The organism is Pseudomonas sp. REP124 (assembly GCF_020164475.1).
GTDB lineage: Bacteria > Pseudomonadota > Gammaproteobacteria > Pseudomonadales > Pseudomonadaceae > Aquipseudomonas.
Map to the genome: position 1 here is coordinate 1 of NZ_JAIQWX010000035.1, position 26699 is coordinate 26699.

Annotated in this window: 31 protein-coding genes and 1 tRNA gene; 21 read left to right on the forward strand and 11 right to left on the reverse strand. The window is 60.7% G+C overall.

Annotated elements, in window-relative coordinates; genetic code table 11:
* Positions 1-27: 27 nt before the first annotated feature.
* The gene (locus tag K9857_RS11305) at positions 28-501 is read right to left on the reverse strand and encodes a peroxiredoxin (RefSeq protein WP_224535797.1); all 474 of its coding nucleotides are present in this window, start codon (positions 499-501) and stop codon (positions 28-30) included.
* Between the two features lie 10 nt (positions 502-511).
* The gene (locus K9857_RS11310; RefSeq protein WP_175376178.1) at positions 512-1072 is read right to left on the reverse strand and encodes a glycine cleavage system protein R; all 561 of its coding nucleotides are present in this window, start codon (positions 1070-1072) and stop codon (positions 512-514) included.
* 327 nt (positions 1073-1399) lie between these two features.
* Between K9857_RS11310 and dapA the strand changes: the two genes are divergently transcribed.
* From dapA to K9857_RS11335, 5 genes are all read left to right on the forward strand, one after another.
* Positions 1400-2278, forward strand: a complete 879-nt coding sequence (gene dapA / locus K9857_RS11315) for a 4-hydroxy-tetrahydrodipicolinate synthase (protein WP_224535799.1) — start codon at positions 1400-1402, stop codon at positions 2276-2278.
* Positions 2279-2295: 17 nt separating this feature from the next.
* Positions 2296-3411, forward strand: coding sequence for an outer membrane protein assembly factor BamC (gene bamC / locus K9857_RS11320; protein WP_224535801.1), 1116 nt, complete (start codon positions 2296-2298; stop codon positions 3409-3411).
* Between the two features lie 4 nt (positions 3412-3415).
* Positions 3416-4174, forward strand: a complete 759-nt coding sequence (locus K9857_RS11325; RefSeq protein ID WP_224535803.1) for an MBL fold metallo-hydrolase — start codon at positions 3416-3418, stop codon at positions 4172-4174.
* Between the two features lie 28 nt (positions 4175-4202).
* Positions 4203-4916: a phosphoribosylaminoimidazolesuccinocarboxamide synthase gene (gene purC, locus K9857_RS11330; RefSeq protein ID WP_060541247.1), complete on the forward strand. Its 714-nt coding sequence runs from the start codon at positions 4203-4205 to the stop codon at positions 4914-4916.
* Between the two features lie 83 nt (positions 4917-4999).
* Positions 5000-5089 (forward strand) — tRNA-Ser (locus K9857_RS11335).
* 84 nt (positions 5090-5173) lie between these two features.
* Here the strand turns inward: K9857_RS11335 and K9857_RS11340 are convergent.
* On the reverse strand, positions 5174-5389 hold the full coding sequence (locus tag K9857_RS11340; protein ID WP_224535805.1) for a hypothetical protein: 216 nt from the start codon (positions 5387-5389) through the stop codon (positions 5174-5176).
* Between the two features lie 223 nt (positions 5390-5612).
* On the opposite strand from K9857_RS11340, the gene K9857_RS11345 reads away from it, so the two are divergent.
* The 6 genes from K9857_RS11345 (at position 5613) to K9857_RS11370 (ending at position 11525) form a co-directional block, all read left to right on the forward strand.
* Positions 5613-6539, forward strand: a complete 927-nt coding sequence (locus tag K9857_RS11345; RefSeq protein WP_224535807.1) for a LysR substrate-binding domain-containing protein — start codon at positions 5613-5615, stop codon at positions 6537-6539.
* 69 nt (positions 6540-6608) lie between these two features.
* The gene (locus K9857_RS11350; RefSeq protein WP_224535810.1) at positions 6609-6974 is read left to right on the forward strand and encodes a 5-carboxymethyl-2-hydroxymuconate Delta-isomerase; all 366 of its coding nucleotides are present in this window, start codon (positions 6609-6611) and stop codon (positions 6972-6974) included.
* Between the two features lie 215 nt (positions 6975-7189).
* Positions 7190-8839, forward strand: a complete 1650-nt coding sequence (locus tag K9857_RS11355) for a phosphoethanolamine transferase (RefSeq protein WP_224535811.1) — start codon at positions 7190-7192, stop codon at positions 8837-8839.
* A 220-nt stretch (positions 8840-9059) separates the two neighbouring features.
* Complete coding sequence (rnd, locus tag K9857_RS11360) at positions 9060-10193, forward strand: ribonuclease D (protein ID WP_224535813.1); 1134 nt, start codon at positions 9060-9062, stop codon at positions 10191-10193.
* Positions 10190-10483, forward strand: a complete 294-nt coding sequence (locus K9857_RS11365) for a YcgL domain-containing protein (RefSeq protein ID WP_224535815.1) — start codon at positions 10190-10192, stop codon at positions 10481-10483. Before rnd ends, K9857_RS11365 begins: the two co-directional genes overlap by 4 nt.
* A 109-nt stretch (positions 10484-10592) precedes the next feature.
* The gene (locus K9857_RS11370; RefSeq protein WP_224535817.1) at positions 10593-11525 is read left to right on the forward strand and encodes a D-2-hydroxyacid dehydrogenase; all 933 of its coding nucleotides are present in this window, start codon (positions 10593-10595) and stop codon (positions 11523-11525) included.
* A gap of 63 nt (positions 11526-11588) precedes the next feature.
* On the opposite strand, the gene K9857_RS11375 is transcribed toward K9857_RS11370, so the two are convergent.
* A complete protein-coding gene (locus K9857_RS11375) occupies positions 11589-12182 on the reverse strand; it encodes a nitroreductase family protein (RefSeq protein ID WP_175376167.1) in 594 nt (197 codons plus the stop codon).
* 279 nt (positions 12183-12461) lie between these two features.
* On the opposite strand from K9857_RS11375, the gene K9857_RS11380 reads away from it, so the two are divergent.
* Together K9857_RS11380 and K9857_RS11385 are read left to right on the forward strand one after the other, a co-directional pair.
* Positions 12462-12911: a YcgN family cysteine cluster protein gene (locus tag K9857_RS11380; RefSeq protein WP_224535819.1), complete on the forward strand. Its 450-nt coding sequence runs from the start codon at positions 12462-12464 to the stop codon at positions 12909-12911.
* A gap of 37 nt (positions 12912-12948) precedes the next feature.
* Entirely contained in the window at positions 12949-14178 is a 1230-nt protein-coding gene (locus K9857_RS11385) for a hypothetical protein (RefSeq protein WP_224535821.1), read from the forward strand.
* Between the two features lie 60 nt (positions 14179-14238).
* Here the strand turns inward: K9857_RS11385 and K9857_RS11390 are convergent, their stop codons facing one another.
* The 4 genes from K9857_RS11390 to K9857_RS11405 form a co-directional block, all read right to left on the reverse strand.
* The gene (locus K9857_RS11390; RefSeq protein ID WP_224535823.1) at positions 14239-14610 is read right to left on the reverse strand and encodes a DUF2892 domain-containing protein; all 372 of its coding nucleotides are present in this window, start codon (positions 14608-14610) and stop codon (positions 14239-14241) included.
* An 89-nt stretch (positions 14611-14699) separates the two neighbouring features.
* On the reverse strand, positions 14700-15170 hold the full coding sequence (locus K9857_RS11395; protein WP_007911337.1) for an RNA methyltransferase: 471 nt from the start codon (positions 15168-15170) through the stop codon (positions 14700-14702).
* Positions 15171-15375: 205 nt separating this feature from the next.
* Positions 15376-15747, reverse strand: a complete 372-nt coding sequence (locus K9857_RS11400; RefSeq protein WP_007944009.1) for a YajD family HNH nuclease — start codon at positions 15745-15747, stop codon at positions 15376-15378.
* 49 nt (positions 15748-15796) lie between these two features.
* Positions 15797-16483, reverse strand: a complete 687-nt coding sequence (locus tag K9857_RS11405; RefSeq protein ID WP_224535825.1) for a spermidine synthase — start codon at positions 16481-16483, stop codon at positions 15797-15799.
* A gap of 96 nt (positions 16484-16579) precedes the next feature.
* Between K9857_RS11405 and K9857_RS11410 the strand changes: the two genes are divergently transcribed.
* Positions 16580-16873, forward strand: coding sequence for a hypothetical protein (locus K9857_RS11410; protein ID WP_224535826.1), 294 nt, complete (start codon positions 16580-16582; stop codon positions 16871-16873).
* Here K9857_RS11410 and K9857_RS11415 read toward each other — a convergent pair.
* Complete coding sequence (locus K9857_RS11415) at positions 16870-17343, reverse strand: cyclic nucleotide-binding domain-containing protein (protein ID WP_077046467.1); 474 nt, start codon at positions 17341-17343, stop codon at positions 16870-16872. The two genes, K9857_RS11410 and K9857_RS11415, sit on opposite strands and share 4 nt — an antisense overlap.
* Before the next feature lie 194 nt (positions 17344-17537).
* Complete coding sequence (locus tag K9857_RS11420) at positions 17538-19592, reverse strand: S9 family peptidase (RefSeq protein ID WP_224535828.1); 2055 nt, start codon at positions 19590-19592, stop codon at positions 17538-17540.
* A 224-nt stretch (positions 19593-19816) separates the two neighbouring features.
* Here K9857_RS11420 and K9857_RS11425 point away from each other — a divergent pair, with 224 nt between their 5' ends.
* The 3 genes from K9857_RS11425 to K9857_RS11435 are packed head-to-tail and all read left to right on the forward strand — an operon-like array spanning position 19817 to position 21672.
* Entirely contained in the window at positions 19817-20305 is a 489-nt protein-coding gene (locus K9857_RS11425; RefSeq protein WP_224535830.1) for an MFS transporter, read from the forward strand.
* A 32-nt stretch (positions 20306-20337) separates the two neighbouring features.
* Positions 20338-21114, forward strand: coding sequence for a class II glutamine amidotransferase (locus K9857_RS11430; RefSeq protein ID WP_224535832.1), 777 nt, complete (start codon positions 20338-20340; stop codon positions 21112-21114).
* Positions 21115-21126: 12 nt separating this feature from the next.
* On the forward strand, positions 21127-21672 hold the full coding sequence (locus tag K9857_RS11435; RefSeq protein WP_224535834.1) for a DUF2937 family protein: 546 nt from the start codon (positions 21127-21129) through the stop codon (positions 21670-21672).
* A 132-nt stretch (positions 21673-21804) separates the two neighbouring features.
* On the opposite strand, the gene K9857_RS11440 is transcribed toward K9857_RS11435, so the two are convergent.
* Positions 21805-22719, reverse strand: coding sequence for a LysR family transcriptional regulator (locus K9857_RS11440; protein WP_224535836.1), 915 nt, complete (start codon positions 22717-22719; stop codon positions 21805-21807).
* A 146-nt stretch (positions 22720-22865) separates the two neighbouring features.
* Here K9857_RS11440 and K9857_RS11445 point away from each other — a divergent pair, with 146 nt between their 5' ends.
* From K9857_RS11445 to K9857_RS11460, 4 genes are all read left to right on the forward strand, one after another.
* The gene (locus K9857_RS11445) at positions 22866-24152 is read left to right on the forward strand and encodes an MFS transporter (protein WP_224535837.1); all 1287 of its coding nucleotides are present in this window, start codon (positions 22866-22868) and stop codon (positions 24150-24152) included.
* 87 nt (positions 24153-24239) lie between these two features.
* Positions 24240-24992, forward strand: a complete 753-nt coding sequence (locus K9857_RS11450; protein WP_224535839.1) for a 5-oxoprolinase subunit PxpA — start codon at positions 24240-24242, stop codon at positions 24990-24992.
* Positions 24989-25693 (forward strand): 5-oxoprolinase subunit PxpB, encoded by a 705-nt coding sequence (pxpB, locus tag K9857_RS11455; RefSeq protein ID WP_224535842.1) that lies wholly within the window; start codon positions 24989-24991, stop codon positions 25691-25693. Before K9857_RS11450 ends, pxpB begins: the two co-directional genes overlap by 4 nt.
* Positions 25690-26616 (forward strand): biotin-dependent carboxyltransferase family protein, encoded by a 927-nt coding sequence (locus tag K9857_RS11460; RefSeq protein WP_224535844.1) that lies wholly within the window; start codon positions 25690-25692, stop codon positions 26614-26616. The genes pxpB and K9857_RS11460 overlap by 4 nt, the downstream gene beginning before the upstream one ends.
* The last annotated feature ends 83 nt before the right edge of the window (positions 26617-26699 follow it).

The window sequence follows — 26699 nt, forward strand, 5'->3', positions numbered from 1 at the left end:
GAAGCGATTGAACAGACGCCGAAAAAATCAGGCCTTATTCAGAGCCTGAGCCGCAGCCAATACCGCATCGACATGCCCCGGCACCTTCACGCCGCGCCATTCCTGACGCAATACACCGTTCTTGTCGATCAGGAAGGTGCTGCGATCCACACCCATGTATTCCTTGCCGTAGAGCTTCTTCAGCTTGATCACGTCGAACTGCTGGCAGAGCGCTTCTTCCTTGTCGCTGATCAGCTCGAAGTTGAACGCCTGCTTGGCCTTGAAGTTCTCATGGGATTTCAAACCGTCACGCGATACCCCGAAGACTTCGGTGTTGGCCGCCTTGAAGGCATCCAGCTGGTCGCGAAAGCCCTGGCCCTGGGTGGTGCAGCCCGGCGTGCTGTCCTTCGGATAGAAGTAGATCACTACCTGCTTGCCCTTGAGTGCCGCCAGGCTGACGGTTTGCCCGTTGGTGGCGGGTGCTTCGAAGTCGGCGACCGGTTGGTCGATGGCAACGGCCATGAAAGCTTCCTTACATTGGGTTTTGTGGGCGCCACGGTTCGATCAGGGCATCCAGGTTCAGCGCATCGGCGAAATCCAGGAACTGATCGCGCAACCAGCTGATTTGCACGCCGGCAGGCAGGGTCACGGTAAAGGTGGCGTTGAGCATGGTGCCGCCGGTCTGCGGAGCCTGATAGGTGTCGCAGGTCAGGTTTTCCAGCTCGACGTTGTGGTCCATGAAGAACTGGCACAGCTCGTTGACGATGTCCGAGCGATAGGCCGAGCTGACATAGGCAACGTACGGCAGTGCCTGCGGGCGGTTTTCCAGCGCGGCACTGCGCACCACGTTGACGGTGAAGGCGTGACGCTTGGCCAGGATCGGCAGGCTGCCTTCCAGGCGGGCCAGGGCATCCCAGCTGCCGGAGACTTCAAGGACCAGCGCACTGCACTCGCCATGACGGGTCAGGCGCGAGGTAACCACGGCGCAGCGGTTTTCATGGCTGGCGCGGCACAGGACGTTAGTCAGCTCCATGGGGTTGGCGCCGAGGGCACTGATGACAAGGAATTGTTCGCGAACTGTGGGGGTGGACATGCAGCATTCCTAAAGCGATGAGCGGTCGGTACTTCCATCGGTCTGTTTTAGCGGAGCGAGCCTGCGAATGCGAATCGCAACGCCCCTGGCGCAGGTTGCAATGTGCTCCAGTATGGCAGGAGCAGCGCAATGGCAACGCTGGAACGGGGCTTGTGATACCGAAATTGGAGGCTCAGAGCCGACGTACGAGCCTGTCGGTACCGATCAAAGTCTGAAGGGTAGCGAAAAGCGGCGCCAAGGGGAATGGCGGCAGCGCAGTACTTCGCTTGTACAAGCATCTTGGCGCCAGTACCATTACGGCTCTCTTTTTCCGGCAGGAGCGGTTGCATGATTGCGGGCAGTATGGTGGCACTGGTCACACCCATGGATGCACAAGGTAATCTCGACTGGGACGGCCTGAGCAAACTGGTGGACTTTCACCTGCAAAACGGCACCCACGCCATCGTGGCGGTCGGCACCACAGGTGAATCCGCCACGCTCGATGTGAACGAACACATCGAAGTCATCCGTCGCGTCGTGAAGCAGGTCAATGGCCGCATTCCGGTGATCGCCGGCACGGGCGCCAACTCGACCCGCGAAGCCATCGAGCTGACCATCAACGCAAAGACCGCCGGCGCCGACGCTTGCCTGCTGGTCACGCCGTACTACAACAAGCCGACCCAGGAAGGCCTGTACCAGCACTTCAAGGCCATTGCCGAGGCCGTCGACATCCCGCAGATCCTCTATAACGTCCCGGGCCGCACCGCATGCGACATGCAGGCCGAGACCGTGATCCGCCTGTCGACCGTCAAGAACATCATCGGTATCAAGGAAGCCACCGGCGACCTCAAGCGCGCCAAGGCGATCATCGACGGTGTCAGCAGCAACTTCCTGGTGATTTCCGGTGACGACGCTACCGCGGTCGAACTGATTCTGCTGGGCGGCAAGGGCAACATCTCGGTGACTGCCAACGTCGCTCCGCGTGACATGTCCGACCTGTGCATCGCAGCCCTGAACGGCGACGCCGAAAAAGCGCGTGCCATCCATGAAAAGCTGATGCCGCTCAATAAAACCCTGTTTATCGAATCCAACCCTATCCCTGTGAAATGGGCGCTGCATGAGATGGGCCTGATGCCGGGCGGTATCCGTCTGCCGCTCACCTGGCTCAGCGCCGAATGTCACGAACCGCTGCGTCAGGCCATGCGCCAGTCCGGCGTCCTGGCTTAATTGAGGAAGTACAACGCATGAAGCGAATGGCCGGACTTTCCGCACTTGCCTTGATCATCTCCAGCACCAGTGGCTGTGGATGGATCTGGGGCCCGGAAGGTTATTTCCGTGACCGTGGTAGCGATTACCTGGAAGCGCAACAGACTGCACCAATGCAATTGCCACCGGATATCAAGGACGCCAAGCGCCTGGACCCGTTGCTGCCGATCCCGCGTAACGTGGCCGATGACACTGCCAAGGGTGAGTACGTCGTTCCTCGTCCGCTGCCGTTGTCTTCCGTGGCCGATGCCAGCGCCTACTCCCTGCAGAAGAGCGGCGACGCGCGCTGGATCCTGGCGCAGAACCCGCCTGCAGAAGCCTGGCCCGTGGCCGTGCAATTCTTCCAGGACAACGGTTTCCGCCTGGACGAACAGCGCCCGCAGACCGGCGAATTCACCACTACCTGGCAGCACTCCGACGAGTTGTCGGCGGCAATGGCCAAGCGTTTGAGCGCCGCCGGTGTCGCCTCCGACAGCGAAATCCGTGCCCGTGTACGTATCGAGCCGGGTGTGCAGCGCAATACCAGCGAAGTCTATGTGGTCACCGCCGAGCGTCCTGCCGGCAGCACCGCCGACGTCGAATTCACCAACCGTTCGGTCAACACCGGCCTGGACGCTGCGCTGGTCGACGACATGCTCGCGAGCATGAGCCGTATCTCCGAGAAGGGCGGTTCGGTTTCCATGCTGGCGTCCCGTGACTTCGACACCCCAAATCGTGTCAGCCTGAGCGAAGACGGCAGCGGCAACCCTGTGCTGAACGTCGGCTCCGACCTTGACCGTGCCTGGTCGAGCGTCGGCCGTGCGCTGGAGCAGGGCGAATGGCGCGTGGAAGACATCAACCGCAGCCTGGGCCTGTACTACATCAACCTGGCCGAAAAGGCCGAGAAGAAAGACGACAAGCCTGGCTTCTTCAGCAGCCTGTTCGGCAGCACGCCGGACAAGGAAGAGCGTGAAGCGCGCGCCGAGCGTTATCAGGTTCGCCTGAGCAAGGTGGGTGACAGCGTCCAGGTCACCGTCGAGAAAAACATCAACACCGTGGCGCCGGCTGACGTAGCGCGCAAAGTGTTGAGCGTGATTCAGGACAATCTGGGCTGATCACATGCGTTTTGCCGTTCTCGGCAGCGGTAGCCAAGGGAACGGCACGCTGGTAGCCAGTGCAGATACCTATGTGCTGGTCGATTGTGGTTTCTCCCTGCGGGAAACCGAAAAACGCCTGTTGCGCCTGGGTGTGAACCCGGCGCAACTGAGCGCGATACTCGTGACCCACGAACATGCCGACCACGTGCATGGCGTGGGTTTGCTGTCTCGGCGCTACAATTTGCCTGTCTACCTCAGCCGCGGGACTCTGCGCGGGATGCGCAAGCCCATCGAGCCCACGGGCTTTCTGGCTGATGGTGAACGACTGCAGATCGGCGACCTGAGCATTGGCGTCATTGCCGTGGCCCACGATGCGCAGGAACCGACGCAATATGTCTTCAGTGACGGTGAGCGGCGCTTCGGCCTGTTGACCGACCTGGGTTCGTACTGCAACAGGGTGCTGGAGGGCTATCGTGATCTCGATGCGCTGATGATCGAGGCCAACCATTGCCGGGACATGCTGGCTCGCGGTCACTACCCGTACTTTCTCAAGCAGCGGGTGGGCGGTGAACTGGGACATTTGAACAACCATCAGGCGGCATTCCTGGTGGCCGAGTTGGGCTGGCAAGGCCTGCAACATCTGGTCCTGGCCCATCTGAGCAGCAAGAACAACCTGCCGCAGCTGGCCCGGCAATGTTTTGTCGACACCCTCGGGTGCGACCCGGACTGGCTGCAACTGGCCGATCAAGATTCAGGGCTCGACTGGCGACACATCGCCTAGCCCATCTACTTAGCAAGCGGAGCCCATCATGGAAAAACGTGAAGAACTCTACCGCGGCAAAGCCAAGTCGGTTTACAAGACCGACGACGCTGACCGTCTGATCCTGCTGTTTCGCAACGACACTTCGGCGTTCGACGGCAAGCGCATCGAACAGCTCGATCGCAAAGGCATGGTGAACAACAAGTTCAACGCCTTCATCATGCAGAAACTCGAAGCCGCCGGCGTGCCGACCCAGTTCGACAAGCTGCTGGGCGACAACGAATGCCTGGTGAAGAAGCTGGACATGATCCCGGTCGAGTGCGTAGTGCGTAACTACGCCGCCGGCAGCCTGGTCAAGCGCCTGGGCGTCGAAGAGGGCATGAAACTCAACCCTTACACCTTCGAACTGTTCCTGAAGGACGACGCCAAGGGCGACCCGTTCATCAACGAATCCCACGTTGTGGCATTCGGCTGGGGCACCGCCGAGCAACTGGTTCGCATGAAAGAGTTGTCCCTCAAGGTCAACGAAATCCTGAGCAAGCTGTTCGACGACGCCGGCCTGCTGCTGGTGGACTTCAAGCTCGAATTCGGCGTGTTCAGCGATGGCTCCATCGTCCTGGGTGACGAGTTCAGCCCGGACGGCTGCCGTCTCTGGGACAAGGACACCAAGAAGAAGATGGACAAGGACCGCTTCCGTCAGGGTCTCGGTGACGTCATCGAAGCCTATGAAGAAGTCGCCAACCGTCTGGGCGTACCGCTTTAACCGACGCAAGCATCTGATAGCACAGAAATATTTCGCGAAAGGGGTTCGCTTCCTGCGAATGTGCTGTTATGATGCGCGCCGTTGGAGAGATGCCAGAGTGGCCGAATGGGACGGATTCGAAATCCGTTGTACCTTCACCGGTACCTAGGGTTCGAATCCCTATCTCTCCGCCATTATTGAATAAGACTAAGCCCCTGAAATGGTTGAACATTTCAGGGGCTTTTTCGTTTGCGAAAGATTTTCCTTCGCCGGATAAGTCAGATGGGCCCACCGTGCTTGAACGTATGGCAGATCGTATCCAGCTGATCCCAGGGAAGCCCGTTCCTGGCAGCCTCTCCGCAGCCAGGGTGATGCGAAAACGGAGTCGCCCGATCCGTTTCCCGCTGCTGCGCCTGGCACGCCTTGCAGGACACAATGCCTTCGGCGAGTCGCCAGTGGGTATTCCATTCAATCAGGTCATCGTTGGCTGTCATACGTCCTCCCTGAAGACGTTTCCTATCCGCATTTACAACATTATGGTTTAAATCCTATCGGACCAAAGTAGTGCCGGACATGCGGCCTTGATGGCCGGTGATCGAACGCTGTGACTTGAATTGCATTAAATGAAAAAAATGCCTGACGCATTTGTGTTGTTGCATAGACGCAGATTATTACACCTCCCTAAACTGTCGACAGTTAAAAAGGCGGGGGCAATGGATGAATCGCAACGAACTACGCAAGGCCGACATCAATCTGATGGTGGTGTTTGAAACGCTGATGCTTGAGCGCAACGTCACCAAGGTGGCAAACAAGCTGTTTCTCGGCCAGCCGACCATCAGTTCGGCGCTCAATCGCTTGCGTACGATGTTCAACGATCCGTTGTTCATTCGCGTGGGGCATCGCATGGAGCCCACGGCACGGGCCGAGGAGATTTTCCGGCATTTGTCGCCGGCGCTCGATTCGTTGTCGGTGGCGTTGAGCCTGACCCACGACTTCGACCCCGGCAACAGCACCATGACCTTCCGTATCGGCATGTCCGACGACGTCGAATACGGGCTGCTGCCGCCGCTGTTGCACGCGCTGCGCCAGGAAGCCCCGAAGGTGGTGTTCGTGGTACAGACCGTCGATCACTGGCGGATTTCCGATCTGCTGGCATCCGGCGATATCACTGTCGGTGTCACCCAGACTCGCGCCTTGCCGGCCAACGCCAAGCGCAAATTATTGCGACGCATCCAGGCCAGCGTGTTGCGCGCCGATGTCTCTGAAGCCCCGCTGACCCTCGATGAGTACTGCTCGCGTCCACACGTGCTGGTTTCGCACATCGCCAACGTCAGCGGCTATGCCGATGAGTGGCTGGCGCAAATTGGCCGCTCGCGTCAGGTGGTGCTCTCGGTGCCCCAGTACAGTTCGTTGCCGGCGTTGCTGGCCGGTACGAACCTGATTGCCAGCCTGCCGGACTACACCGCCGAGGCAATGGCGGCGTCCGGCCAATTGTTCAAGGAAGGCTTTCCGTTTCCGACGCCGGCGCTTGAGCTGTGCATGGTCTGGCTCAGCCACGTCGACAGCGATCCCGCCGAGCGCTGGCTGCGTTCACGGATTGAAACCTACATGGGTGAGCGCAATCTGATGTCGCTTTCCCAATGACCTGAACCGCAGCATGTTATATGTAGCCACTTTTCACCGAGCTTTTAAGCGAACAACAGGAGTAACGTCATGCCTCACCTGCACCTGGAATACACCGCCAACCTGCCCGAGCTGAATGCCGATGTCGCCTTGATGCGACTCAACAACACGCTGGTGGGCTCCGGGCAGTTCGGTGCCGAATTCGACATCAAGAGTCGTGCGGTGAAGGTCGAGACATTCAAGGTCGGCACGGCAATGGTGGAGCGGGCGTTCGTGCATGTGAAGCTGGCGCTGTTGAGTGGGCGTTCGCCGCAGATCAAGCAGCAGCTGTCCGAAAGCCTGCTGACGGTGGTGAAGGATCTGTGTGAGTGGCCGGCGGGCGTGGAAGTCCAGTTGTGCGTGGAAATTCTCGATATTGACCGCGAGTCGTATACCAAGACCGCCATTGGCGTCTGAGTGAACTCTTTCGCCGAATGTGTTTTTGAGAGCTGAACCAACGCTGAACAGTTCTCAAATAATTCGAAAGTTTCACTGTAATTCCCTAAGCCAACTAATCGTTGGCTTCTTTTTCACAAAAAATTGATGGTTGGCTGCCCAGAATTAGTGCTGTCGCGGTAAATGAAATTTTCACATTTACCGGCGGCACCTATTTTCAGGAACAGCCGATTGCCATGTTGAAGATTAAAGCCGTGCGCCCGGAGTGGGTGACGCTGATTGCCAGCGCCTTTTTATTGACTGCCTTCAATTTCGTGTTGTGGCAGCACCTGTTTGAAATCACTGCCGCCGACGGAAAGGGCGTGGTGATGCGCGTGGCGTTCGGCGCGATGATCCTCGCCGCCTTCAACATCGTGCTCACGTTGCTGGCATTCCGGCCTGTGATGAAGCCGGTCCTGACGCTGCTGTTCATGATCAGCGCCGGTGTGGCTTACTTCATGAGCCAGTACGGTGTATTGATCGATGCTGGCATGTTTCGCAACTTTGCCGAAACCAATGCCACGGAAGTGCGCGATTTACTGTCGTTGAAGTTGCTTGGCTATGTTTTGTTATTGGGTGTTCTGCCTTCCTGGCTGTTGTGGAAAACACCGATAAACTTTCGTCGCTGGCACCGCGAGCTGCTAAGTAAAGTTCTGGTAACCGTCGCATCGGCTGCGGTTATTGGCGGGGTCGCGTTGGTTAACTACCAGGGACTTTCTTCATTGTTTCGCAATCACCATGAATTGCGCCTGATGGTAGTGCCGAGCAATTACATTGGCGCCTCATTTGGTTACTTGAGTGAACAGGTCGCATCCGCGCAGCAGCCGTTCGTCAAAATTGGCGAAGATGCCCGGCTCAACCCTTCCGTGCAAGCGCACAGCCGCAAATCCCTGACAGTGCTTGTGGTCGGGGAGAGCGCCCGGGCCGAGAACTTTGGCATCCTCGGTTACGACCGTGACACCACGCCGAAACTGGATAAGGAGGCCGGCCTGATCGCATTCACAGATGTGCATTCCTGCGGCACGGAAACCGCCGTATCGGTGCCATGCATGTTCTCCAACATGGGGCGCAAGGACTACAACGCCAGCAAGGCAAAGAATGAAGAAGGTCTGCTGGACGTGCTCAAGCGCGCGGGTATCGATGTCATCTGGCGCGACAACCAGTCCGGTTGCAAGGGCACTTGCGATCGGGTCACTCTGCAAGATGTCAGCAACCTGAAAGACCCGACGCTGTGTGCCAACAGTGAGTGTCGCGACGAGATCCTGCTGCAAGGCCTGCAGCACTTCATCGATAACCTGGATAAGGACACCGTGCTGGTATTGCACCAGATGGGCAGCCACGGTCCTGAATACTTCAAGCGTTACCCGAAGGAATACGAACACTTCACCCCGGTCTGTGAAAGTAATGCACTGAACAATTGCAGTCGCGAAAGCATCGTCAACGGTTACGACAACACGCTCGTCTACACCGACCACGTGCTGTCGAGCCTGATCGATATCTTGCGCAGCAATCAGGACAAGGTCGACACCGCGATGCTGTATCTGTCGGACCACGGCGAATCCCTGGGCGAATACAACCTGTTCCTGCACGGCACGCCTTACATGCTGGCGCCGGAACAACAGAAACACGTGGCGATGCTGGCCTGGTTCTCCGATAGCTATCAGAAGTCGTATTCAGTGGACACCCATTGCCTGCAACTGAGCCGTGAAAAGCCGCTGAGCCAGGACAACCTGTTCCATTCGATGCTGGGTCTGCTGGAGGTCAACAGCAAGGTTTACAACCAGGATCTGGACATGTTCGCCGGATGTCGCGGGGCGGTGATCGACGGCGTGCTGGCCAAGCAATGAAATTGCAGCAGACAATCGAGGGCGGCTATGCAGCGATCGATACTGCTTTCCCGTCCACCCGGCGATGCGCGTTCCTGCGTTCTGTAAGATCACCCAACCTGGCTTTGTCAGACTATTCTTTTTGTTAAGCAGGTATTTTCGCTAATGCTCTTGTTCAGTGGATGCGCGGAAATCGCCGGGGGCGATATATACTGCGCGCCATTCTTCAAGGGAGAGCCGTGTGGCCATCGAAATTCACTGGATTCGCGACAACGATAGCCTTGGCCGGTTTTGCGCCGAATGGCAGCAACTGCCCTACGTTGCCCTCGACACCGAATTCATGCGGGTCGACACCTTCTATCCGATCGCCGGCCTGTTGCAGGTGGGCGATGGCTCGCGCGCTTACCTGATCGATCCACTGACCATCGACAACTGGCAGCCCCTGGCCGCGCTGCTGGAAAACCGCGCGGTGGTCAAAGTCCTGCACGCCTGCAGCGAAGACCTTGAAGTCCTGCTGCGCCTGACCGGCAGTCTGCCGGCGCCGCTGTTCGACACGCAACTGGCCGCCGCTTACCTGAACCTGGGTTTTTCCATGGGCTATTCGCGCCTGGTGCAGGAAGTGCTCGGCATCGAGCTGCCCAAAGGCGAAACCCGTTCCGACTGGCTGCAACGCCCGTTGTCCGAAACTCAGATCAGCTACGCCGCCGAAGATGCCCTGCACCTGGCCGAAGTTTTCGTACAGCTGCGTCCGAAGCTGTCTGACGACAAATATGCCTGGGTCCTGGAGGATGGCGCGGAGCTGGTGGCCAATCTGCGTCGCGAGACCGATCCCTACGAGGTCTATCGCGACGCCAAACTGGCCTGGAAACTGTCCCGCGCACAACTTGCCGTGTTGCGTGAGCTCTGCGCCTGGCGTGAAACCCAGGCGCGTGCCCGCGACTTGCCGCGTAACCGCATCATTCGCGAGCATTCGCTGTGGCCACTGGCTCGAACCCAGCCGGACAACTTGGGCGCCTTGGCGAAAATCGAAGACATGCACCCGCGCACCGTGCGTCAGGACGGCGAGTTTCTGCTCGATCTGATCAAGCGCTCCGGCAGTCTGCCGCCCGATCAGTGGCCGCCCGCCGTGCCGGAGCCGCTGCCAGTAGACGCCGCCGCGCTGCTCAAACAGATGAAAGCCATCGGCCAGGCCGAGGCCGAGCGCCTGGACATCGCGCCAGAGGTGATGCTGCGCAAGAAAACCCTGGAAGCCCTGCTCAAGAGCGGTTTCCCCAATGGTCCCTATCAATTGCCTGATTCGCTGCGTGGCTGGCGCCGCGAATTGATGGGCCAGGCGCTGCTCGACAGCCTGGCCACCGCCGGAGAACAGCCTTGAAACGTATTTGCTCCATCTACCGCAGTTCGAAGAAAAACGAGATGTATCTCTATGTGCTCAAGAGCGATGCACTGGAGCGCGTACCTGAACCTCTGCTCGCCGCCTTCGGCAAGGCCATTCACGCTTTCGACCTGGTGCTGACTCCGGAGCGCAAACTGTCGCGCGAGGACATTGCCGTCGTGCTGGCGAACCTTGAAAAGCAGGGCTACCACCTGCAAATGCCGCCTGCCGAAGAGGAATACATCGAGCACCTGCCAGAAGAGTTGCTGCGACGCAACGACCCTGTTTAAAGGGCCGACAGGCTCTGTTCAGAGTCTCTGTGACATTCTGGAATGATTTTGGCGATGGCCGGGACGCATGTCGGTGGCCATCTGCAGCGCTTTTTTGAAAGGTTGAAGCATGCGCGTTCTGATTGCCGAACACGACCACCCTGTCTACACCCAGCTGTTGCGTGAAGCCGCCCCCGACCTCGAAGTGCTGACCAGCGGAGATTCCGCTGAATTGTCCCGCCAGGCTGCCGAGTGTCCGGTCTGGCTCGGCCAGCCCGATCTGCTGGCCACGTTGTTGCGCCAGGGCCATCAACCGCAGTGGATGCAATCCACCTGGGCCGGCATCACGCCGCTGCTCGCCGAGGGCCTGCCGCGTGACTATCGACTGACCCGCGCGGTGGGGATCTTCGGTCAGGTCATGGCCGAATACGTGCTCACCTACATGCTCGGTCACGAACGTGAAGTGTTGGCGCGGCTGGTCAGCCAGGTCGAGCGCAAGTGGGATAGCCGTCATGGCCAGAGCTTGGCGGGGCGCAAGGTGTTGATCGTTGGCACCGGCGATATCGGGCAGACCGTGGCGCAGTTCCTGATGCCCTTCGGTGTTGAGTTGTACGGTGTCGCCAGCGAGGCCAGAGGTCAGGCTCCGTTCATCGAAGTCGGGTCTCTTGAGGATTTGCCGCGATTGGTGGGGCAAGTGGATTACGTAGTTAACCTGCTGCCAAATACGCCGAACACCCACGATATCTACGATGCAGCACTGTTCAAGCAGTTCAAGCCAACGGGGTTGTTCATCAATGCGGGGCGCGGTGTGGCGGTGGTTGACGCGGATCTGGTGGAAGCCTTGAAGGAAGGACATCTGGCGGGCGCGGTAATCGATGTCTGCCGTCAGGAGCCGCTGCCGCAGCGTCACCCGTTCTGGACGGCCTGGGGCCTGCTGCTGACCGGCCACAGCTCGGCGCCGACTTCGCCATCGTTGATGACGAAACTGTTCGTCGAGAACCTGCGGGCTTATCAGGCGGGTGAGGGGTTGCGCGGGGAAGTGGATTTCAATCGCGGTTATTGAAACGCCTCGATCAAAAAGTGGGAGCGAGCAAGCCCGCTCCCACATTGGTTTTTGCAGCGTGGCTTAGAGGGTGAAATCACCCTCGGCAGCCAGCTCGCTCAACGGACGACGCGGGCTCGGCTCTTCACGGGCTTGCAGGTACTCGGCCAGCGATGCCTTGTCCCCCAGCTTGCCGATCGCCACGGCAGCGTGCAGCGCATAACCTTCTGGAATGTTCAACGTCTTGCGGGTCAGCTCCTGGTCGAAACCAGCCATGCCGTGGGTGTGCCAGCCGCTGATGCTCGCCTGCAGCGCCAGGTGACCCCAGGCGGAACCGGTGTCGAAGGTGTGCCACAGGGCCGGGGTTTCTTCGCTGGCGCCGGGGGCGGTGAAGGTGGTTTTCGAGATCACGATCACCAGGGCCGAGGCGTGTTGCGCCCAGCTGCGGTTGAACTCGTTCAGCAGGCCCAGGTAACGCTCCCAGTTCGGCGTGTCGCGGCGAGCGTAGAGAAAGCGCCATGGCTGGGAGTTGTACGCCGACGGCGCCCAGCGCGCGGCTTCGAGAAAGCTCAGCAGGGTTTCGACCGGAATGGCTTCGCCGGTGAAGGCGCGAGGCGACCAGCGATCGGTGAACTGAGGATGGATGACGTAATCGGCAATGCGCGGGTTTGCACTCATCAAGAGATTCCTTGCTACGTTTGAAAGTGAGGGTGTCGCAAACCTGCGGGCGCAGTTGAGCTGGGCAGTGAGGTTTGTCGGGCGCCGTGGCGATTCACCGTAATGCAACGCGGTCGAGCGTTAATGGCACGCGGGCAGGGCGCCTTGCGACTGGCAAAGCTACTGGTCGGCGCAAAAACTGACAAGTCCCGATCTACCGGCAGTCGCCAGTGCTTGGCCCCGGGGACCTTGCGCACTAGACTGGCGGCCTTTTCACCACCTGATGTTGATGCTTGAGACATGGCCGCCAAAGTCGAACCGTTCTGGATACGCAAAACCCTCGATCAACTCGATCAGGAGGAATGGGAATCGCTGTGCGACGGCTGTGGTCTGTGCTGCCTGCAAAAGCTCGAAGACGAAGAAGACAACAGCGTCTATTACACGCGCATCGCCTGCAAACTGCTGGACCTGAAAACCTGCCAGTGCAGCGATTACCCGAACCGTCGCGCCTCGGTGCCTGATTGCATCCAGCTCACCCCGGGCAAGGCCGATGAGTTCAAATGGCTGCCGCCGACCTGCGGTTATCGCCTGGTCAGCGAGGGCAAGGACCTGCCGTTGTGGCATCACCTGGTGTGCGGCGACCGCGACGCCGTGCATCACGAACGTATTTCTCAGTCCGGGCGTATGCTGGCCGAAGGCAGCGTGCCGGAAGATGACTGGGAAGATCATCTGATTTTCCGCGCGGGTTGATCGCCACGGCGAGTTCGGATTTCACCAAGGAGTGTGTATGGCTGTGGGATGGCGGCGGGCGCTGGTCGTTGGGCTTCTGGCCCTGAGCTCGCCCGTGTGGGCGGCGAAGAAGGTCGATCTGGATTACCACGTGCGTCTGTTGCCGCAAAGTGACCAGGCAGAAGTGCGCCTGACCCTGGCCCAGGGCTCGGCGGTGCGCAGCCTGGATTTCGATCTGGGCGACGGCAGCCGCTACAGCGATTTCAAAGCCGACGGCCAGTGGCAGCTGACCCCGGGCGCGCAGGCCCGCGGCGTCTGGCGCCCGGCCACGGACAAGGCCAGCCTGACCTACCGCGTTCACGTCAGCCACGCCCGCAAGAACGGCAGCTTCGACACCCGAATGACGCCGAACTGGGCGCTGCTGCGCGGTGAGGATCTGGTGCCGCCGGCCCGGCTCGATCAGCAGGACGGCATCGAGTTGGTCTCACGCCTGGAATTCGAATTGCCCAACGGCTGGAAAAGCGTCGAAACCGCCTGGCCACGCATCGGCAAGAACAAATTCCGCATCGACAACGTTTCCCGATTGTTCGACCGGCCGACCGGCTGGATGCTCGCCGGTAACCTGGGCAGCCGCCGCACCCGCCTGGGGGAAACCGAAGTGACCGTGGCCTCGCCCCAGCGGCAGGGCATGCGGCGCATGGATGTGTTGACCCTTTTGACGTTCGTCTGGCCGCAGGTGCAAGCCGTATATGACCGTCATCCCTCCAAGCTGCTGATTGTCGGCGCCAACGATCCCATGTGGCGCGGCAGCCTCGCGGCCCATGAATCGATCTACTTGAACACTCATTTGCCCTTGGTCAGCGAAAGCGGCAGCAGCGCGCTGGTGCGGGAGTTGGCGCAGCTGTTCGGGCGAATCAACGACAAGCAGCGCAGCGACTGGATCAGCGAAGGTTTCGCCGAGTACTACGCCATCGAACTGGTGCGCCGCGCCGGTGGCATGAGCGACGAGCGCTATCAGAGTTTGCAGGAACGCTTGACCAAGGCTGGCCAGAAAGTCACCACTCTGCGCAGCGAACAGGTCAGCCCGGCGCAGATCGCCAAGGCCGTGGTGCTGATGCAGGAGCTGGACCGCGAGATTCGCCTGAAGACCCGCAACAAGCGTTCGCTGGATGATGTGCTGCGCGGGGCGATGCGCTTGGGGACACTGGATACCAAGGAGTTCGTTCAGCTCAGTGAGAGCGTGATCGGGGATTCTTCCAAGGTGTTGGACACCGATTTGCTGCAATAAAAAAGATCGCAGCCCGCGCAAGCTCCTGCAGGAGCTGTTGAAGGCTGCGATCTTTAGCTTTTATGCCTTGGGCGATTTCAATGAATCATTGCCGGTTACCGTCGCGGTCTTGGTCGCCGCCTCTGCATTGGCTTTCAGTTGGCTCAATTCCTCACCCGCCCGCTGAATCTTCGCCCGCACGTTGTTCATGTCCTGACGGCTTTTCTCCAGCAGGCTTTTCGCCGAGCTATGGCCAGTGATGCCGCGAGCCAGGGCGACTCCGCCGATAGCCACCTGAATCAAGCCGAAGATCCCGCCACGGCGCAGGCCCTTGCCGACCATCACCACGCCACCGGCCAGGGAGCCCAGGCGTTCCCAGCCTTGGACGTTTTGCTCGGTCGGGCTCTGGAACGGGGTGGAATCGATGCGTTCTACGCGTTTGAGTTCGCTCATGGTCTGTCTCCAGGCAGTGGGGCTTTGATAGGTCGATATTCAAGCTGACTGCCGATCTTGCCCGCTCGTTCCATCCAATGTCGCGAAAATCAGCGGAATTTCGGCCCCGAGCGGGTGTTCAGGCCCTTGGCCATGCGGTCGTAAAGCACGACGTTGACCGTGGCGGCCAGGTTCATGCAGCCGGTGGTGGGGATGTAGACCACGTCTTCGCACCAGTCGCGGATTTCCTTGTCCAGCGAGCCGTCTTCCGGGCCGAAGATGTACAGCGCGCGGTCCGGGTGGGTGTATTCGGGAAGCGGGCGGGCGCCCTCGACCAGCTCCACGGCAACCGGCACGCAATTGAGCGGGAGGATCTTTTTCAGGTCGTCGATGCCGATCAGCGGGATGTCGTAGTGGACGCGCTTGGTGTCGGTGACGAAGTCGGCGGCGCGCTCATAGCGTTTGCCGGTGTAGAACACCGACGCCACGCCATAACAGCCAGCGGCGCGCATCACGGAACCGACGTTCTCTGGTGATTTGGGGTTGTACAAACCGATGCAGCTGTAGCGTTTGTCTGCCACTTGCGGGGTGCCTTTGGGGAAAAAAGCGCGATTATACGGGGATTGGGGGAGGGGTGGTCAGTTTGAGATTGGTGGTGTTTTGAATGGCCTCTTCGCGGGCAAGCCCGCTCCCACAGTGATTGATGGTGATTTCAAAATTTGTGATCACCGCAAAACCCTGTGGGAGCGGGCTTGCCCGCGAAGAGGCCCGTCAGGCCACTGAAGATCAGTCTTCTTTCTTCATTAACCCAGCCAACGCCGCAAACGGATTGTGCGTCGCCTTGGCGATCTTCGGGGTGCTCAGCGAGCCTTCGCCAAAGTACTGCTGGTCGGTATAGCGCGAGTGTTCGTTGTCATGGCAATACAGGCACAACAGCTCCCAGTTCGAACCATCCTGCGGATTGTTGTCGTGGTTGTGATCGCGGTGGTGCACGGTCAGCTCGCTCAGGCGCTTGCCGGAGAATTCCCGGGCGCAGCGGCCGCATACGTGCGGGTACATCTTCAGGGCCTTGTCGCGATAGCCCATTTCCTTGTCGCGCTGGTTGTCGGCGAGGATGCGATCCAGCTTCGACGTGTTGGTTGGGGTTGACGAACTCATGGGTTCACCTTTGTAAAAGACTAATGACGGTTATACAGCAGAGTTTAGCTCAGCCCTTGAGCTTCTCGGCAATCCAGATGGTGTGGCGGGTGCCCCGGTTGCCGTGGGCGAAGACCTGCACTTCCTCGGCCTTGAACCCGGCTTTTTTCAGTTTGTCGGAAAAATGCCGGTCGGCGCTGGCCGACCAGACTGCCAGCACACCTTTGGGGCGCATGGCCTTGGCGCAGGCTGCCAGGCCTTCTGATGAATAGAGCCAGCTGTTGGTTTTGCGGGTCAGTCCTTCGGGGCCGTTGTCGACGTCGAGCATGATCGCGTCGAAGCCTTGCGGCTCGGCCTGCAGGACCTTGGCCACGTCTTCCATGCGGATGACGGTGCGCGGATCCAGCAAGGGTTTGCCGGCTTTCTCGCCCAGTGGGCCGCGGTTCCACTCGACCACGCCAGGTACCAGTTCGGCGACCACCACTTCGGCGCTCTTGCCCAGGTGCTTGAGCGCCGAGGCGAGGGTGAATCCCATGCCGAGACCACCTATCAACACCCGAGAATCGGGGCGTCCGGCGACCTTGCGGCAAGGAATCTCGGCCAGGGCATCCTCTGAGCCGTGCATGCGCGTATTCATCAGTTGCCCGCCGTCACCGCCCTGAATCTTGATGACGAAATCCTCGCCATATTCGAATAGGCAAAGGGCACCGCCGTTCTCGGGAATTGGGGCGGTATCGAGCAGTACGAAACGTTTCATGGGGCTCACTTGAGGAGAAAATGACGGCAGAGGGGAAGGCAAACGAACACAGTTGGGAGTAGCCTGCACATGACAACAAGGCCAACGGAGCCATTGATGAAGCGCACCATTCTAACGGTCATTGCCCTGGCCGCGCTCTCGATTACTGCAGTGCAAGCCGCACAGCCGCTGCAAGTCACGCCCGTCAGTCCAGCGCCGATGCCCGGTTCCCCTGGCACCGCTACACCCACGCCTTACCCGCAGATCACCCCGGCGGTGGTGCCAAAAGTCGGTGCCGGCAGTGGCGGCCCGCCGCTGGTGCCGATCGATATGCCCAGCCCGCCCACCAAGGATCAACCGGTGCCGGGGATCGAGCAGAATCCGCCGAAGGTCAAATCGCCCGGCGGTTAAACCTGCTGCGAGAGCAGTTGCCCGTCGACCATGCGCAAGCGCTTGGAGAGGGACACGGCGAGGGCGCGGATGATCTTGGCGGCGATCTTCGGGGCGTCGTTGAGCATCTTTTCCAGCGAATCCTTGCCCAGATTGAGCAACTGACAGTTGCTCGCCGCCACGCAGCTTGCCGAGCGGCGTTCGCCGTCGAGCACTGCCATTTCGCCGAATGAGCGGCCACTGCGCAGGGTGGCAATGGTCACCAGTTGGCCGTCGCTGGTGGTTTTTTGCACAGCCACCTGGCCGGTGTGGATGATGCACATGAAGCTGCCGGCATCCCCCTCATGGAAAATCTCTTCGCCCTGGGCAATGGTGCTGATGCTGAAATAGCCCGAAGCCGCGGCAAAGTCCGCCGGCAACAGCTGGTTGAACAGGCCGCAGTCCATCAGCCAATCGCGGATTTCGTTGTTCAGCAAGGTCGTTTCTGACATGTCGTGCGGTCTTTTTTGTTGTGTCTGTTGCGGATTCGAGCCAAACCCCATCCCCTGTAGGAGCGAGCATGCTCGCGATGGTCGTCAACGATAACGCTGGGAGCCTGACACCCCACGGCGTTTTTGAATCCATCGCGGGCAAGCCCGCTCCCACAGGTGCCGGGAAATGAGACCGACACCGTAAGCCAAGTTCCTCAGGCTATGTCCAATACCTTGAACAAAAATGCATATTCGAGCGCTACGTCACGCAATCCCTGGTACCGACCACTCATCCCACCATGCCCGGCGCCCAGTTCGGTCTTGAGCAGCAGAAGATTGTCGTCGGTCTTGGTCGCGCGCAACCTGGCCACCCACTTGGCCGCTTCCCAGTACTGGACGCGGCTGTCGTTGTAGCCGGCTATCACCAGCGTCGCAGGATACGCCTGCGCGGTGACGTTTTCGTATGGGGCGTAGGCCTTGATCCGATCGTACACGTCCGGCTCCTGCGGATTGCCCCACTCGTCGTATTCGGTGACGGTCAGCGGCAGATCCGGATCGAGCATGGTGTTGAGCGCGTCGACGAACGGCACTTCGGCAATCGCCGCACCAAACAGCTCCGGTCGTTGATTGAGCACGGCACCGATCAACAGGCCGCCGGCGCTGCCGCCGCTGATCGCCAGTTGTGGCGCAGTGGTCAATCCGGAGGCGATCAGATGCTCGGCGCAGGCAATGAAGTCGCTGAAGGTGTTGTGCTTGTGTTTCTGCTTGCCGGCGCGATACCAGGCTTCACCCAGCTCGCCGCCGCCACGCACATGAGCGATGGCAAACGCCACGCCGCGATCGAGCAGACTCAGGCGTGCGTGAGAGAACCACGGGTCGAGGCTCTGGCCATAGGCGCCGTAGCCGTAAAGATAAAGCGGCGTCGGTTTGCCGAGGGCTTCGCGCTTGACCACGAAACTGATCGGCACCTGGGTGCCATCGGGCGCCGTGGCCCACAGGCGCTGGCTGACGTAGGCATCGGCGTCAAATGGGCCTAGCACCGGGGTTTCCTTGAGGACTTTCTGCTCGCCGTTGACCAGTTCGAGCTGGCGGATCTGCGCCGGACGGTTCAACGCCTCGTAGCGCAGTCGAATCCGCGGGCTTTCAAATTCCAGGCTGTTCTGCACATGCAGGCTGTAGGCCGCGTCCGGCAGCTGTACCCGATAGCTCGGCAAGTCCTGCGGGTGGACTTCGATGATTGGCAAGCCGCCTTCGCGCAGGCTCAGGGTCAGGGCGCCGGCGTTCAGGCTCAGGCCGTCGATCATCACCCTGTCGCTATGGGGAATCAGGTTTTGCCAGGTGGATTCGACGGGGGCGACGCCGGTATCGGCGGCGGTGTACAGGGCGAAGTTGATGCCGTCGCGATTGGTGCGGATGAACCAGGTCCATTGACCGTCCAGCATACCGTGGTCGACGTCGTAATCATGGTCCTCGACCCGTGGCGCGATGCAGGTGAAGGCCTGCTGCGGCTGGTTGGCGTCCAGCACCCAGATTTCACTGGTGGTCTTGCTGCCCACCGACAGCAGCAATTGCTGCTCGGAGCTTGAGCGGTAGCAATGCATGAAGAAGCGACCGTCGGGCTCGTGGAACACCTCTTCGGCGGCCGTGCCGTCCAGTCGGTAGCGCAACAGTTTGTGCGGGCGATGGGTGTCGTCCAGTTCGCCGAAAAACAGGGTCAGGCTGTCGTTGGCCCAGGTCATGCTGCCGTCGCAGTCCTGGAACTCCAGCTCACTGACACGGCCGTCGGACAATTCCTTCACGAACAGCGTGTAGATCTCGTCGCCCGTGGAATCGATGCTGTAGGCCAGGCGCTGGTGGTCCGGGCTGATGCTGAACGCGCCCAGGGAGAAGAAACCGCCATTGGCCAGCACGTTCGGGTCCAGCAGCAACTGTTCCTGGCTTTCGTCGAGGGTCAGGCTGTCATCGGCCGGGCGCGGGCAGCGGTAGTGCCGGGCGTATTCGTCGCCGGCAGTGGTGCGGGTGTAATACAGGTACGGGCCCCAGGGGGAGGGCAGGGACAGATCGGTTTCGAGAATCCGGCCCTTGATCTCCTGGAACAAAGTCTCGCGCCGCTCGGCCTGATCGGCGGTTTGCGCTTCCTGGTAGGTGTTTTCGGCCTTGAGGTAGTCGAGCACCGCTGCGGTGTCGCGTTCCTGCAGCCAGGCATAGGGGTCAGAGCCTTCGGCCTTGTGGGCGATCGGGGGGAGTGGGGCGTTCGCTGATAAGGACATGAATGGCTCTCGGACAAGATACGGAATAGGGGTTTCGCAACCTGTGGGAGCGGGCTTGCTCGCGGAGGGGGAGTGTCAGCCGGAATCAATGTTTCTGACCCGACGCCTTCGCGAGCAAGCCCGCTCCCACAGGTTCTGTGACTGGCTCGGCAGGCATAGGTGCAGCCTGACGTGCGAAAAGCCGTTATCATAAGCGCCAATTTGCCTGCCATGCCACGGACACCATGACCGAGAACGACTATCTGATCGCCTGGGGCCTTTACGCCTTTGCCGCTTTGGGCTGCCTGTTGGTGTGGATGCGCCTGACCCGCTGGATGTGGCGATGGTTGCGCGAGCCGCTGCGGGTGCTGATGGCGGTGTTGCTGTTCAGCCCGACCATCATCGACCCGGTCAAGGAAAAGCTGGCCCCGGCGGTCGCCATTACCGCCCTGGACCTGTTGTTCAAGGTCGGCAACAACGCCTGGCGGGCGATTTCCGACCTGTTCATGTACGGCATGATCGCTTTCGCCATCTATCTGGTGTTCGTGGCGATCCGCTTCCCCATCGAGCGCGCTTCCAACGCTCGCAAGGCACAGACGGCCGCCGCCAAAGCCGCGGTCCAGGCGGATGACCGGGAAGACGATCAACCCTTCGGCGGCGCCGGTGATGATCGCTACGGTCGTCCACCGGTCCCGAGCAATCCCCAGCGTATGCGGGTCGAACCCCGCCTGTAATCCTGCCCCTGGCTTTAAGCGAGAGTCCGAGCATGTGTGAGTTATTGGGCATGAGCGCCAATGTCCCGACCGATATCGTGTTCAGCTTCACCGGGCTGATGCAGCGCGGCGGGCGCACCGGTCCGCACCGGGACGGCTGGGGCATCGCCTTCTATGAAGGCCGCGGCTTGCGCCTGTTTCAGGACCCGGCGGCGAGCAGCGAGTCGGAAGTGGCGAACCTGGTGCAGCGCTACCCGATCAAGAGCGAAGTGGTGATCGGCCACATTCGCCAGGCCAACGTCGGCAAAGTCTGCCTGTCCAACACCCATCCGTTTGTCCGCGAGTTGTGGGGCCGCAACTGGTGTTTCGCCCACAACGGCCAGCTGGCGGACTTCCAGCCAATCACCAGTTTTTACCGCCCTGTCGGGGATACCGACAGCGAGGCGGCGTTCTGCGATCTGCTCAACCGCGTGCGCGCCGCGTTCCCGGAGCCGGTGGAAGTCGAAGAGCTGCTGCCGGATCTGGTGGCCGCCTGCGCCGAATACCGCAGCAAAGGCGTGTTCAACTGCCTGCTCAGCGATGGCGACTGGCTGTTCTGCTATTGCTCGACCAAGCTGGCGCAGATCACCCGTCGTGCCCCGTTCGGCCCGGCGCGCTTGAAGGATGTCGATGTGATCGTCGATTTCCAGGCCGAAACCACGCCCAACGACGTGGTTACGGTCATCGCCACCGAGCCTCTGACCGAAAACGAAACCTGGACCCGCTACGAGCCGGGCCAATGGAGCCTGTGGCGACGCGGTGAATGCGTCAGCCAGGGTATGACCGAATAAGGACCTGTTCCCATGTTGCTCAGTTATCTACGGCTGGTGTTGTTTGCGGCGGGCCTGTTGATCGGTGTTCAGGTGCCGGGATTCATCAGCGATTACGCCAAGCGGGTCGAAGCGCATCTGATCGAAGCGCAGGCCGGGTTGAGCGGCTTCCAGAACACCGCCAACCAGTTTTTCAAGGGCGATATGCAGGCCTTGGTGGCTCATTACCGGGCGAGCGAAGATCCGATCTTTCGCAGCGATGCCGACAGCCTGAGCAATCTGCTGACCCGCCAGGTCGCGCTGGACAAGCAATTCCAGGCGATGCAGGGCCCGTGGTACATCCGCTTCCTGCAAGTGGTGCTGGCCGCCGATCCGGACATTCGCAAGGAAACCTGGAACGGCTACAGCTACCAGATCCTGCTGACGCCTGAAGCGATGATCTGGGGCATGAGCGGCGCGTTGCTGTTGTCGTTCGGCATCGAGTGCCTGTTCCGGTTGATCGACTGGGTGGTGCTGGGCGGCAAGCGCCAGCGTCAGAGCCGACCGATCGAAGAGCGGGATGCTCGCGGTCTGGAATGACCATAGGGACTAAACCTGTGGGAGCGGCGGTGCGACGATTCGACTTGCTCGCGAAGAGGGAGTGTCAGTCGAAATCAATGTATCTGACACGACGCCTTCGCGAGCAAGCCCGCTCCCACAGGATCAAGAAAGTCAGCGCGCCAGGGTGATGTAACGCTCACCCACCCTGCGCGCATACCCCTCCAGCACCTGCTGACACAACGCCACAATCTCCTCGACCCATTCCGCGCCCACCCGCCACGACACCACCACCTGCAGATCCGGCGGACGCTGGTCGATGTCCAGCAGGGTCAGTTCCCCACGCGCCAGTTCCTCGGCCACCAGCACCGGCGGCAGGGCGCCGATCCCGAAACCGTCACGCAGCAAGCGGGTGATCGCCGACACCGAATTCACACAGTTCAGCCTCGGCGCCATGACGCCGTTGGCCTGCATCAGAGCGAGCACTTCCTGGTGAGGATGGGAGTTTTTCGAGTAGGTGATGATCCGCTCACTGCCCAGATCGGCAACGCCTGCGTATTCGCGGTTGTACAGCGAATTGCTGGCGGCGATCCAGCCGATCGGATGGCTGGCCAGTTCCAGGCTGCGCACGCTTTCCTGACGCAGCAGATCGGTTTGCAGGGCCACATCGAGAAAACCTTTTTGCAGCTGATCGCAGAGATTGAGCGACGTATCCGCCACCAGCTCGATTTCGAGCAGCGGATAGTGATCGGTGATCTGCGCCACCAGCGGGCTGAGCCAGGTATGGATCACCGTGTCCATCACCCCGATCCGCACGCGCCCGGCCTTGCTCGAGCGGGTCTCGATCGACTGCTTGAGCGCCTGCATGGTGTCCATCATCTGCTCGGCGTAATCGAGCACTTTCAGGCCTTCCGGCGTCAGGCTCACGCCCCGGGAGTCGCGCACGAACAGCTTCACGCCCAGTTCGCTTTCGAGCACGGCGATGCGGCTGGAGATCGACGCCTGGGTGGTGAAGAGCTTGTCGGCGGTCAGGCGAAAACTCTTGAGACGGGCGACCCAGACGAAGGTCTCGAGAAACTTCAGGTTCATGGGATAAAAATTTCTTATGTCTAAGGCGGGTTTTTATTAGTTGGACGCGACGGGGCCGCGCGCCCAAAAATCAGGCCATCCGGTTCCCACGATAGGCGTCGTCGGGGCTCAGAACAATACCAATAAAATCAGCGCGGAGATTTGCCATGAGTGCGCCCGACACCACCGCCATCCCGAAAGCCACGGCTCGCCCCGGACCTTTCGACTGGTATCGCAACATCAATCAGCAGGAACGCCGTACCTTCTGGAGCTGCAAGATCGGCTATGGCCTGGACGGCATGGACACCCAGATGCTCAGCTTCGTGGTGCCGACCCTGATTGCCATGTGGGGCATCACCACCGGCCAGGCCGGGCTGATTCACACCAGCACCCTGATCGCCTCGGCCATCGGCGGCTGGGTGGCGGGGATTCTCTCCGACCGCATCGGCCGGGTGCGCACGCTGCAACTGACCGTGCTGTGGTTCGCCTTCTTCACCTTCCTCTGCGGTTTCGCCCAAAGCTATGAACAACTGCTGATCGCCCGGACCCTGATGGGCTTCGGTTTCGGCGGCGAGTGGACCGCTGGTGCGGTGCTGATCGGTGAAGTCATCCGCGCCAAGGATCGCGGCAAGGCCGTAGGCATGGTGCAATCCGGCTGGGCGCTGGGTTGGGGGCTGACAGCAATTCTGTATGCGCTGCTGTTCTCGGTCTTGCCACCGGAAGATGCCTGGCGAGCACTGTTCATCCTCGGCATCGTCCCAGCGGTGTTCGTGATTTTCGTTCGCCGTCTGGTGAAAGACCCGGAAATCTACCGTGAAGCCAAGGCCAAGGAAGCTCCGGCCAACCCTTCGAAGTTCTACGAGATCTTCGCCCCCGGCATGCTCTTCACCACCATTCGCGCATCCTTGCTGACCACCGGTGCGCTGGGCGGCTACTACGCGATCACTTCCTGGCTTCCGACTTTTCTGAAGAACGAGCGGGGTCTGAGCGTACTGGGTACGGGCGGTTATCTGGCGATGGTGATCATCGGTTCCTACGTCGGTTACGTCATCAGCGCCTATCTGACCGACATCCTTGGGCGGAAAAAGAACTTCATCCTGTTCGCGGTCGGCTCGTTCACCATCGTCCTGCTGTACACGCAGATGCCGGTCAGCAATGGCGTGATGCTGTGGCTGGGCTTCCCGCTGGGCTTTTTCGCCTCGGGCATTTTCAGCGGCATGGGCGCGTTCCTCACCGAGTTGTTCCCAACGCGGATTCGCGGTTCGGGCCAGGGTTTCTGCTACAACATCGGCCGGGCGCTGGCGGCCTTGTTCCCGCTGCTGATCGGCCTGCTCAGCCAGACTGTGCCGCTGAGTGTTGGTATCGGGGCCTTTGCGGCGGTGTCCTACGGTGTGGTCATCCTGGCCGCCCTTAGCCTGCCGGAAACCCGGGGCAAGCAACTCGACACGCAATGACTCGAAGTCGGTAACTGTTAATCTGCGGGCCTGTCTGACGGATATGTCCCGCAGCAAAAAAGAATAAAACCTACAGGAGTGTTCATCGTGAGCCGCCTGCTATTGAATTGCGACATTGGCGAGAGTTTCGGCAACTGGACCATGGGTCTGGACGCGGAAGTCATGCCATTCATCGATTGCGCCAACATCGCCTGCGGCTTTCACGCCGGCGATCCGAGCATCATGCGCAAGACCGTCAGCCTGGCCCTCAGCCACGGCGTGCAGATCGGCGCTCACCCGGCCTATCAGGACCTGGTGGGGTTCGGTCGCCGCTCCATGGCCTACGCCGCCCAGGAACTTCAGGACATCCTGCATTACCAGATCGGCGCCCTCGACGGCATCTGCCGCGCCCAGGGCGGGCGGGTCAGCTACGTCAAACCCCACGGAGCGATGTACAACGACATGATGGCCAACCCGGCGCAACTGCGCGCGGTGCTGCAGGCCGTGGCTTCTTACGATCGCAGCCTGCCTTTGATGCTGATGGCGACCAAAGACAACAGCGCGGCGCAGCGACTGGGTGACGAATATGGCGTGACCCTCTGGTTCGAAGCCTTCGCCGACCGCGCCTACGACAGTGCCGGCATGCTGGTTTCCCGAAGCCTGCCAGGAGCGGTGCATCACGAGTCGGAGAAAATCATCGGTCAGGCCCTGACGATTGCCCGTGGCGAGCACCTCGCCGCCAGCGACGGCAGCGCCTTGCATTTGCAGGCCAACACCCTTTGCGTGCACGGCGACAACGCCAGTTCGGTGGCGGCCGTGCAACGTATCCGTCAGGCCCTGAACGAGCAGAGCGCGTCATGAAACTGCGGGTGGAAGTGGTCGCGCTCGATTGTCTGATGGTGCGCCTGTTCGACGAAATCGCCGAAGCCAACATGCCCTGGATGCTGGCGGCCAGCGAAAGCCTGCGGACCGCGTTTGGCGCGCAGTTGATCGATCTGGTGCCGTCCTACACGACCTTGATGGTGCATTACGACCTGACCGCGTTGAGTCCGTCCCAGGCCCGAGAGCTGATCGCCGAGGCCTTGATCGATCTGTCGCCCAACGCCCGCACACGTGGCACCTGCCATGTATTGCCGGTGTGGTACGACCTGAGCGTGGGGCCGGAGCTGACGCTGCTGTCACAGCGCAGCGGGCTGGCGGTGGAAGAGGTGATCCGCCGTCACAGCGAACGTGAATACCAGGTGTTCGCCCTGGGTTTCGCGCCGGGGTTCGCTTTCATGGGGATGGTGGAAGAAGTGCTCGCCGCCCCGCGCCTGAACACGCCGCGCAAGAAAGTCGCCGCTGGCAGCGTCGGCATCGCCGAGCGACAGACGGCGGCGTATCCGGTGGTGTCGCCGGGTGGCTGGAACCTGATCGGCCGCACGCCGGCCAAACTGTTCGACCGCAACCGTGACGGCTACAGCCTGATGCAACCGGGCGACACCGTGCGCTTCGAAGCGGTCGGACATGCCGAGTTCATCAACCTGGGCGGTGACGACACGCCACTGGAGGCCTTGGCATGAGCCGTCTGACGATTGAGGCGAGTACGCCATTGTGTCTGTTGCAGGACGCCGGCCGTTTCGGCGTGCGCCATCTGGGGGTGACACAGGGTGGTGGGCTGGATTGGCGCTCGATGTCCTGGGCCAACTGGCTGCTGGGCAACGGGCTCGACGCATCGGTGATCGAGATCACCCTCGGCGGTTTTACTGTGGTTGCGCAGGACGATTGCGTGCTGGCGCTGGCCGGCGCTGATCTTGGCGCGCAACTGGACGGCGAGCCGCTGGCACCGTGGCGCAGTTTCAGGTTGGGCAAAGGCCAGCGCCTGCAATTTACCCAGCCCTTGCTCGGCGCTCGCGCCTATCTGGCGGCCCCTGGCGGTTTCGAGGCGCCCAAGGTGTTGGGCAGCAGCGCAACCGTGGTGCGTGAAGAACTGGGTGGACTGGATGGCATGGGTCGGGCGCTGGGCAAGGGCGCGCAGCTGAGCTATTCGGGCAGTTCAGTGATGTTGCTGCGGGCGTTGACCCCGGAGCAGCAGCCCGACCTGAGCCTGGATGCGCCGCTGGACTTGATACTCGGGGCGCAAATCGGTGAGTTCAGCGGGCAGAGCCTGTTCGATGCGTTCAACAGCGTGTGGAACCTCGACAGCCGTGGCGACCGGATGGGGATTCGGTTGTTGGGCACGGCGTTGCAGTATCAGGGCAAGCCGATGATTTCCGAGGGTATTCCGCTGGGGGCGGTGCAGGTGCCGCCGGACGGGCAGCCGATCGTGTTGCTCAATGATCGGCAGACCATCGGCGGGTATCCAAGGCTGGGGGCGTTGACGCCGTTGGCGCTGGCGCGGTTGGCGCAGTGTTTGCCCGGGGCGTCGGTGCGGTTGCGGCCGGTGGTGCAGGAGGTTGCGCATCGGGAGCAAGTTGAGTATTTGCAGCGCTTTTTGAATAGCTAAAAGCATCGCGGGCAAGCCCGCTCCCACAGGTTTTGCCGTGAACACAAAGTCTGTGCACGACGCTAAACACTGTGGGAGCGGGC

Excerpts from the sequence above, each read along its gene's own strand:
- K9857_RS11400 (WP_007944009.1), bottom strand. The coding sequence starts at position 15,747 with ATGAGTTCGTCAACCCCAACCAACACGTCGAAGCTGGATCGCATCCTC.
- K9857_RS11430 (WP_224535832.1), top strand. The coding sequence starts at position 20,338 with ATGTGTGAGTTATTGGGCATGAGCGCCAATGTCCCGACCGATATCGTG.
- K9857_RS11410 (WP_224535826.1), top strand. The coding sequence starts at position 16,580 with ATGAAGCGCACCATTCTAACGGTCATTGCCCTGGCCGCGCTCTCGATT.
- K9857_RS11390 (WP_224535823.1), bottom strand. The coding sequence starts at position 14,610 with ATGAGCGAACTCAAACGCGTAGAACGCATCGATTCCACCCCGTTCCAG.
- K9857_RS11420 (WP_224535828.1), bottom strand. The coding sequence starts at position 19,592 with ATGTCCTTATCAGCGAACGCCCCACTCCCCCCGATCGCCCACAAGGCC.
- K9857_RS11310 (WP_175376178.1), bottom strand. The coding sequence starts at position 1,072 with ATGTCCACCCCCACAGTTCGCGAACAATTCCTTGTCATCAGTGCCCTC.
- pxpB (WP_224535842.1), top strand. The coding sequence starts at position 24,989 with ATGAAACTGCGGGTGGAAGTGGTCGCGCTCGATTGTCTGATGGTGCGC.
- purC (WP_060541247.1), top strand. The coding sequence starts at position 4,203 with ATGGAAAAACGTGAAGAACTCTACCGCGGCAAAGCCAAGTCGGTTTAC.
- K9857_RS11345 (WP_224535807.1), top strand. The coding sequence starts at position 5,613 with ATGAATCGCAACGAACTACGCAAGGCCGACATCAATCTGATGGTGGTG.
- K9857_RS11370 (WP_224535817.1), top strand. The coding sequence starts at position 10,593 with ATGCGCGTTCTGATTGCCGAACACGACCACCCTGTCTACACCCAGCTG.
- K9857_RS11340 (WP_224535805.1), bottom strand. The coding sequence starts at position 5,389 with ATGACAGCCAACGATGACCTGATTGAATGGAATACCCACTGGCGACTC.
- K9857_RS11460 (WP_224535844.1), top strand. The coding sequence starts at position 25,690 with ATGAGCCGTCTGACGATTGAGGCGAGTACGCCATTGTGTCTGTTGCAG.
- K9857_RS11350 (WP_224535810.1), top strand. The coding sequence starts at position 6,609 with ATGCCTCACCTGCACCTGGAATACACCGCCAACCTGCCCGAGCTGAAT.
- K9857_RS11405 (WP_224535825.1), bottom strand. The coding sequence starts at position 16,483 with ATGAAACGTTTCGTACTGCTCGATACCGCCCCAATTCCCGAGAACGGC.
- K9857_RS11375 (WP_175376167.1), bottom strand. The coding sequence starts at position 12,182 with ATGAGTGCAAACCCGCGCATTGCCGATTACGTCATCCATCCTCAGTTC.
- bamC (WP_224535801.1), top strand. The coding sequence starts at position 2,296 with ATGAAGCGAATGGCCGGACTTTCCGCACTTGCCTTGATCATCTCCAGC.
- K9857_RS11385 (WP_224535821.1), top strand. The coding sequence starts at position 12,949 with ATGGCTGTGGGATGGCGGCGGGCGCTGGTCGTTGGGCTTCTGGCCCTG.
- K9857_RS11435 (WP_224535834.1), top strand. The coding sequence starts at position 21,127 with ATGTTGCTCAGTTATCTACGGCTGGTGTTGTTTGCGGCGGGCCTGTTG.
- K9857_RS11355 (WP_224535811.1), top strand. The coding sequence starts at position 7,190 with ATGTTGAAGATTAAAGCCGTGCGCCCGGAGTGGGTGACGCTGATTGCC.
- K9857_RS11440 (WP_224535836.1), bottom strand. The coding sequence starts at position 22,719 with ATGAACCTGAAGTTTCTCGAGACCTTCGTCTGGGTCGCCCGTCTCAAG.
- K9857_RS11425 (WP_224535830.1), top strand. The coding sequence starts at position 19,817 with ATGACCGAGAACGACTATCTGATCGCCTGGGGCCTTTACGCCTTTGCC.
- K9857_RS11415 (WP_077046467.1), bottom strand. The coding sequence starts at position 17,343 with ATGTCAGAAACGACCTTGCTGAACAACGAAATCCGCGATTGGCTGATG.
- K9857_RS11380 (WP_224535819.1), top strand. The coding sequence starts at position 12,462 with ATGGCCGCCAAAGTCGAACCGTTCTGGATACGCAAAACCCTCGATCAA.
- K9857_RS11325 (WP_224535803.1), top strand. The coding sequence starts at position 3,416 with ATGCGTTTTGCCGTTCTCGGCAGCGGTAGCCAAGGGAACGGCACGCTG.
- dapA (WP_224535799.1), top strand. The coding sequence starts at position 1,400 with ATGATTGCGGGCAGTATGGTGGCACTGGTCACACCCATGGATGCACAA.
- K9857_RS11305 (WP_224535797.1), bottom strand. The coding sequence starts at position 501 with ATGGCCGTTGCCATCGACCAACCGGTCGCCGACTTCGAAGCACCCGCC.
- K9857_RS11445 (WP_224535837.1), top strand. The coding sequence starts at position 22,866 with ATGAGTGCGCCCGACACCACCGCCATCCCGAAAGCCACGGCTCGCCCC.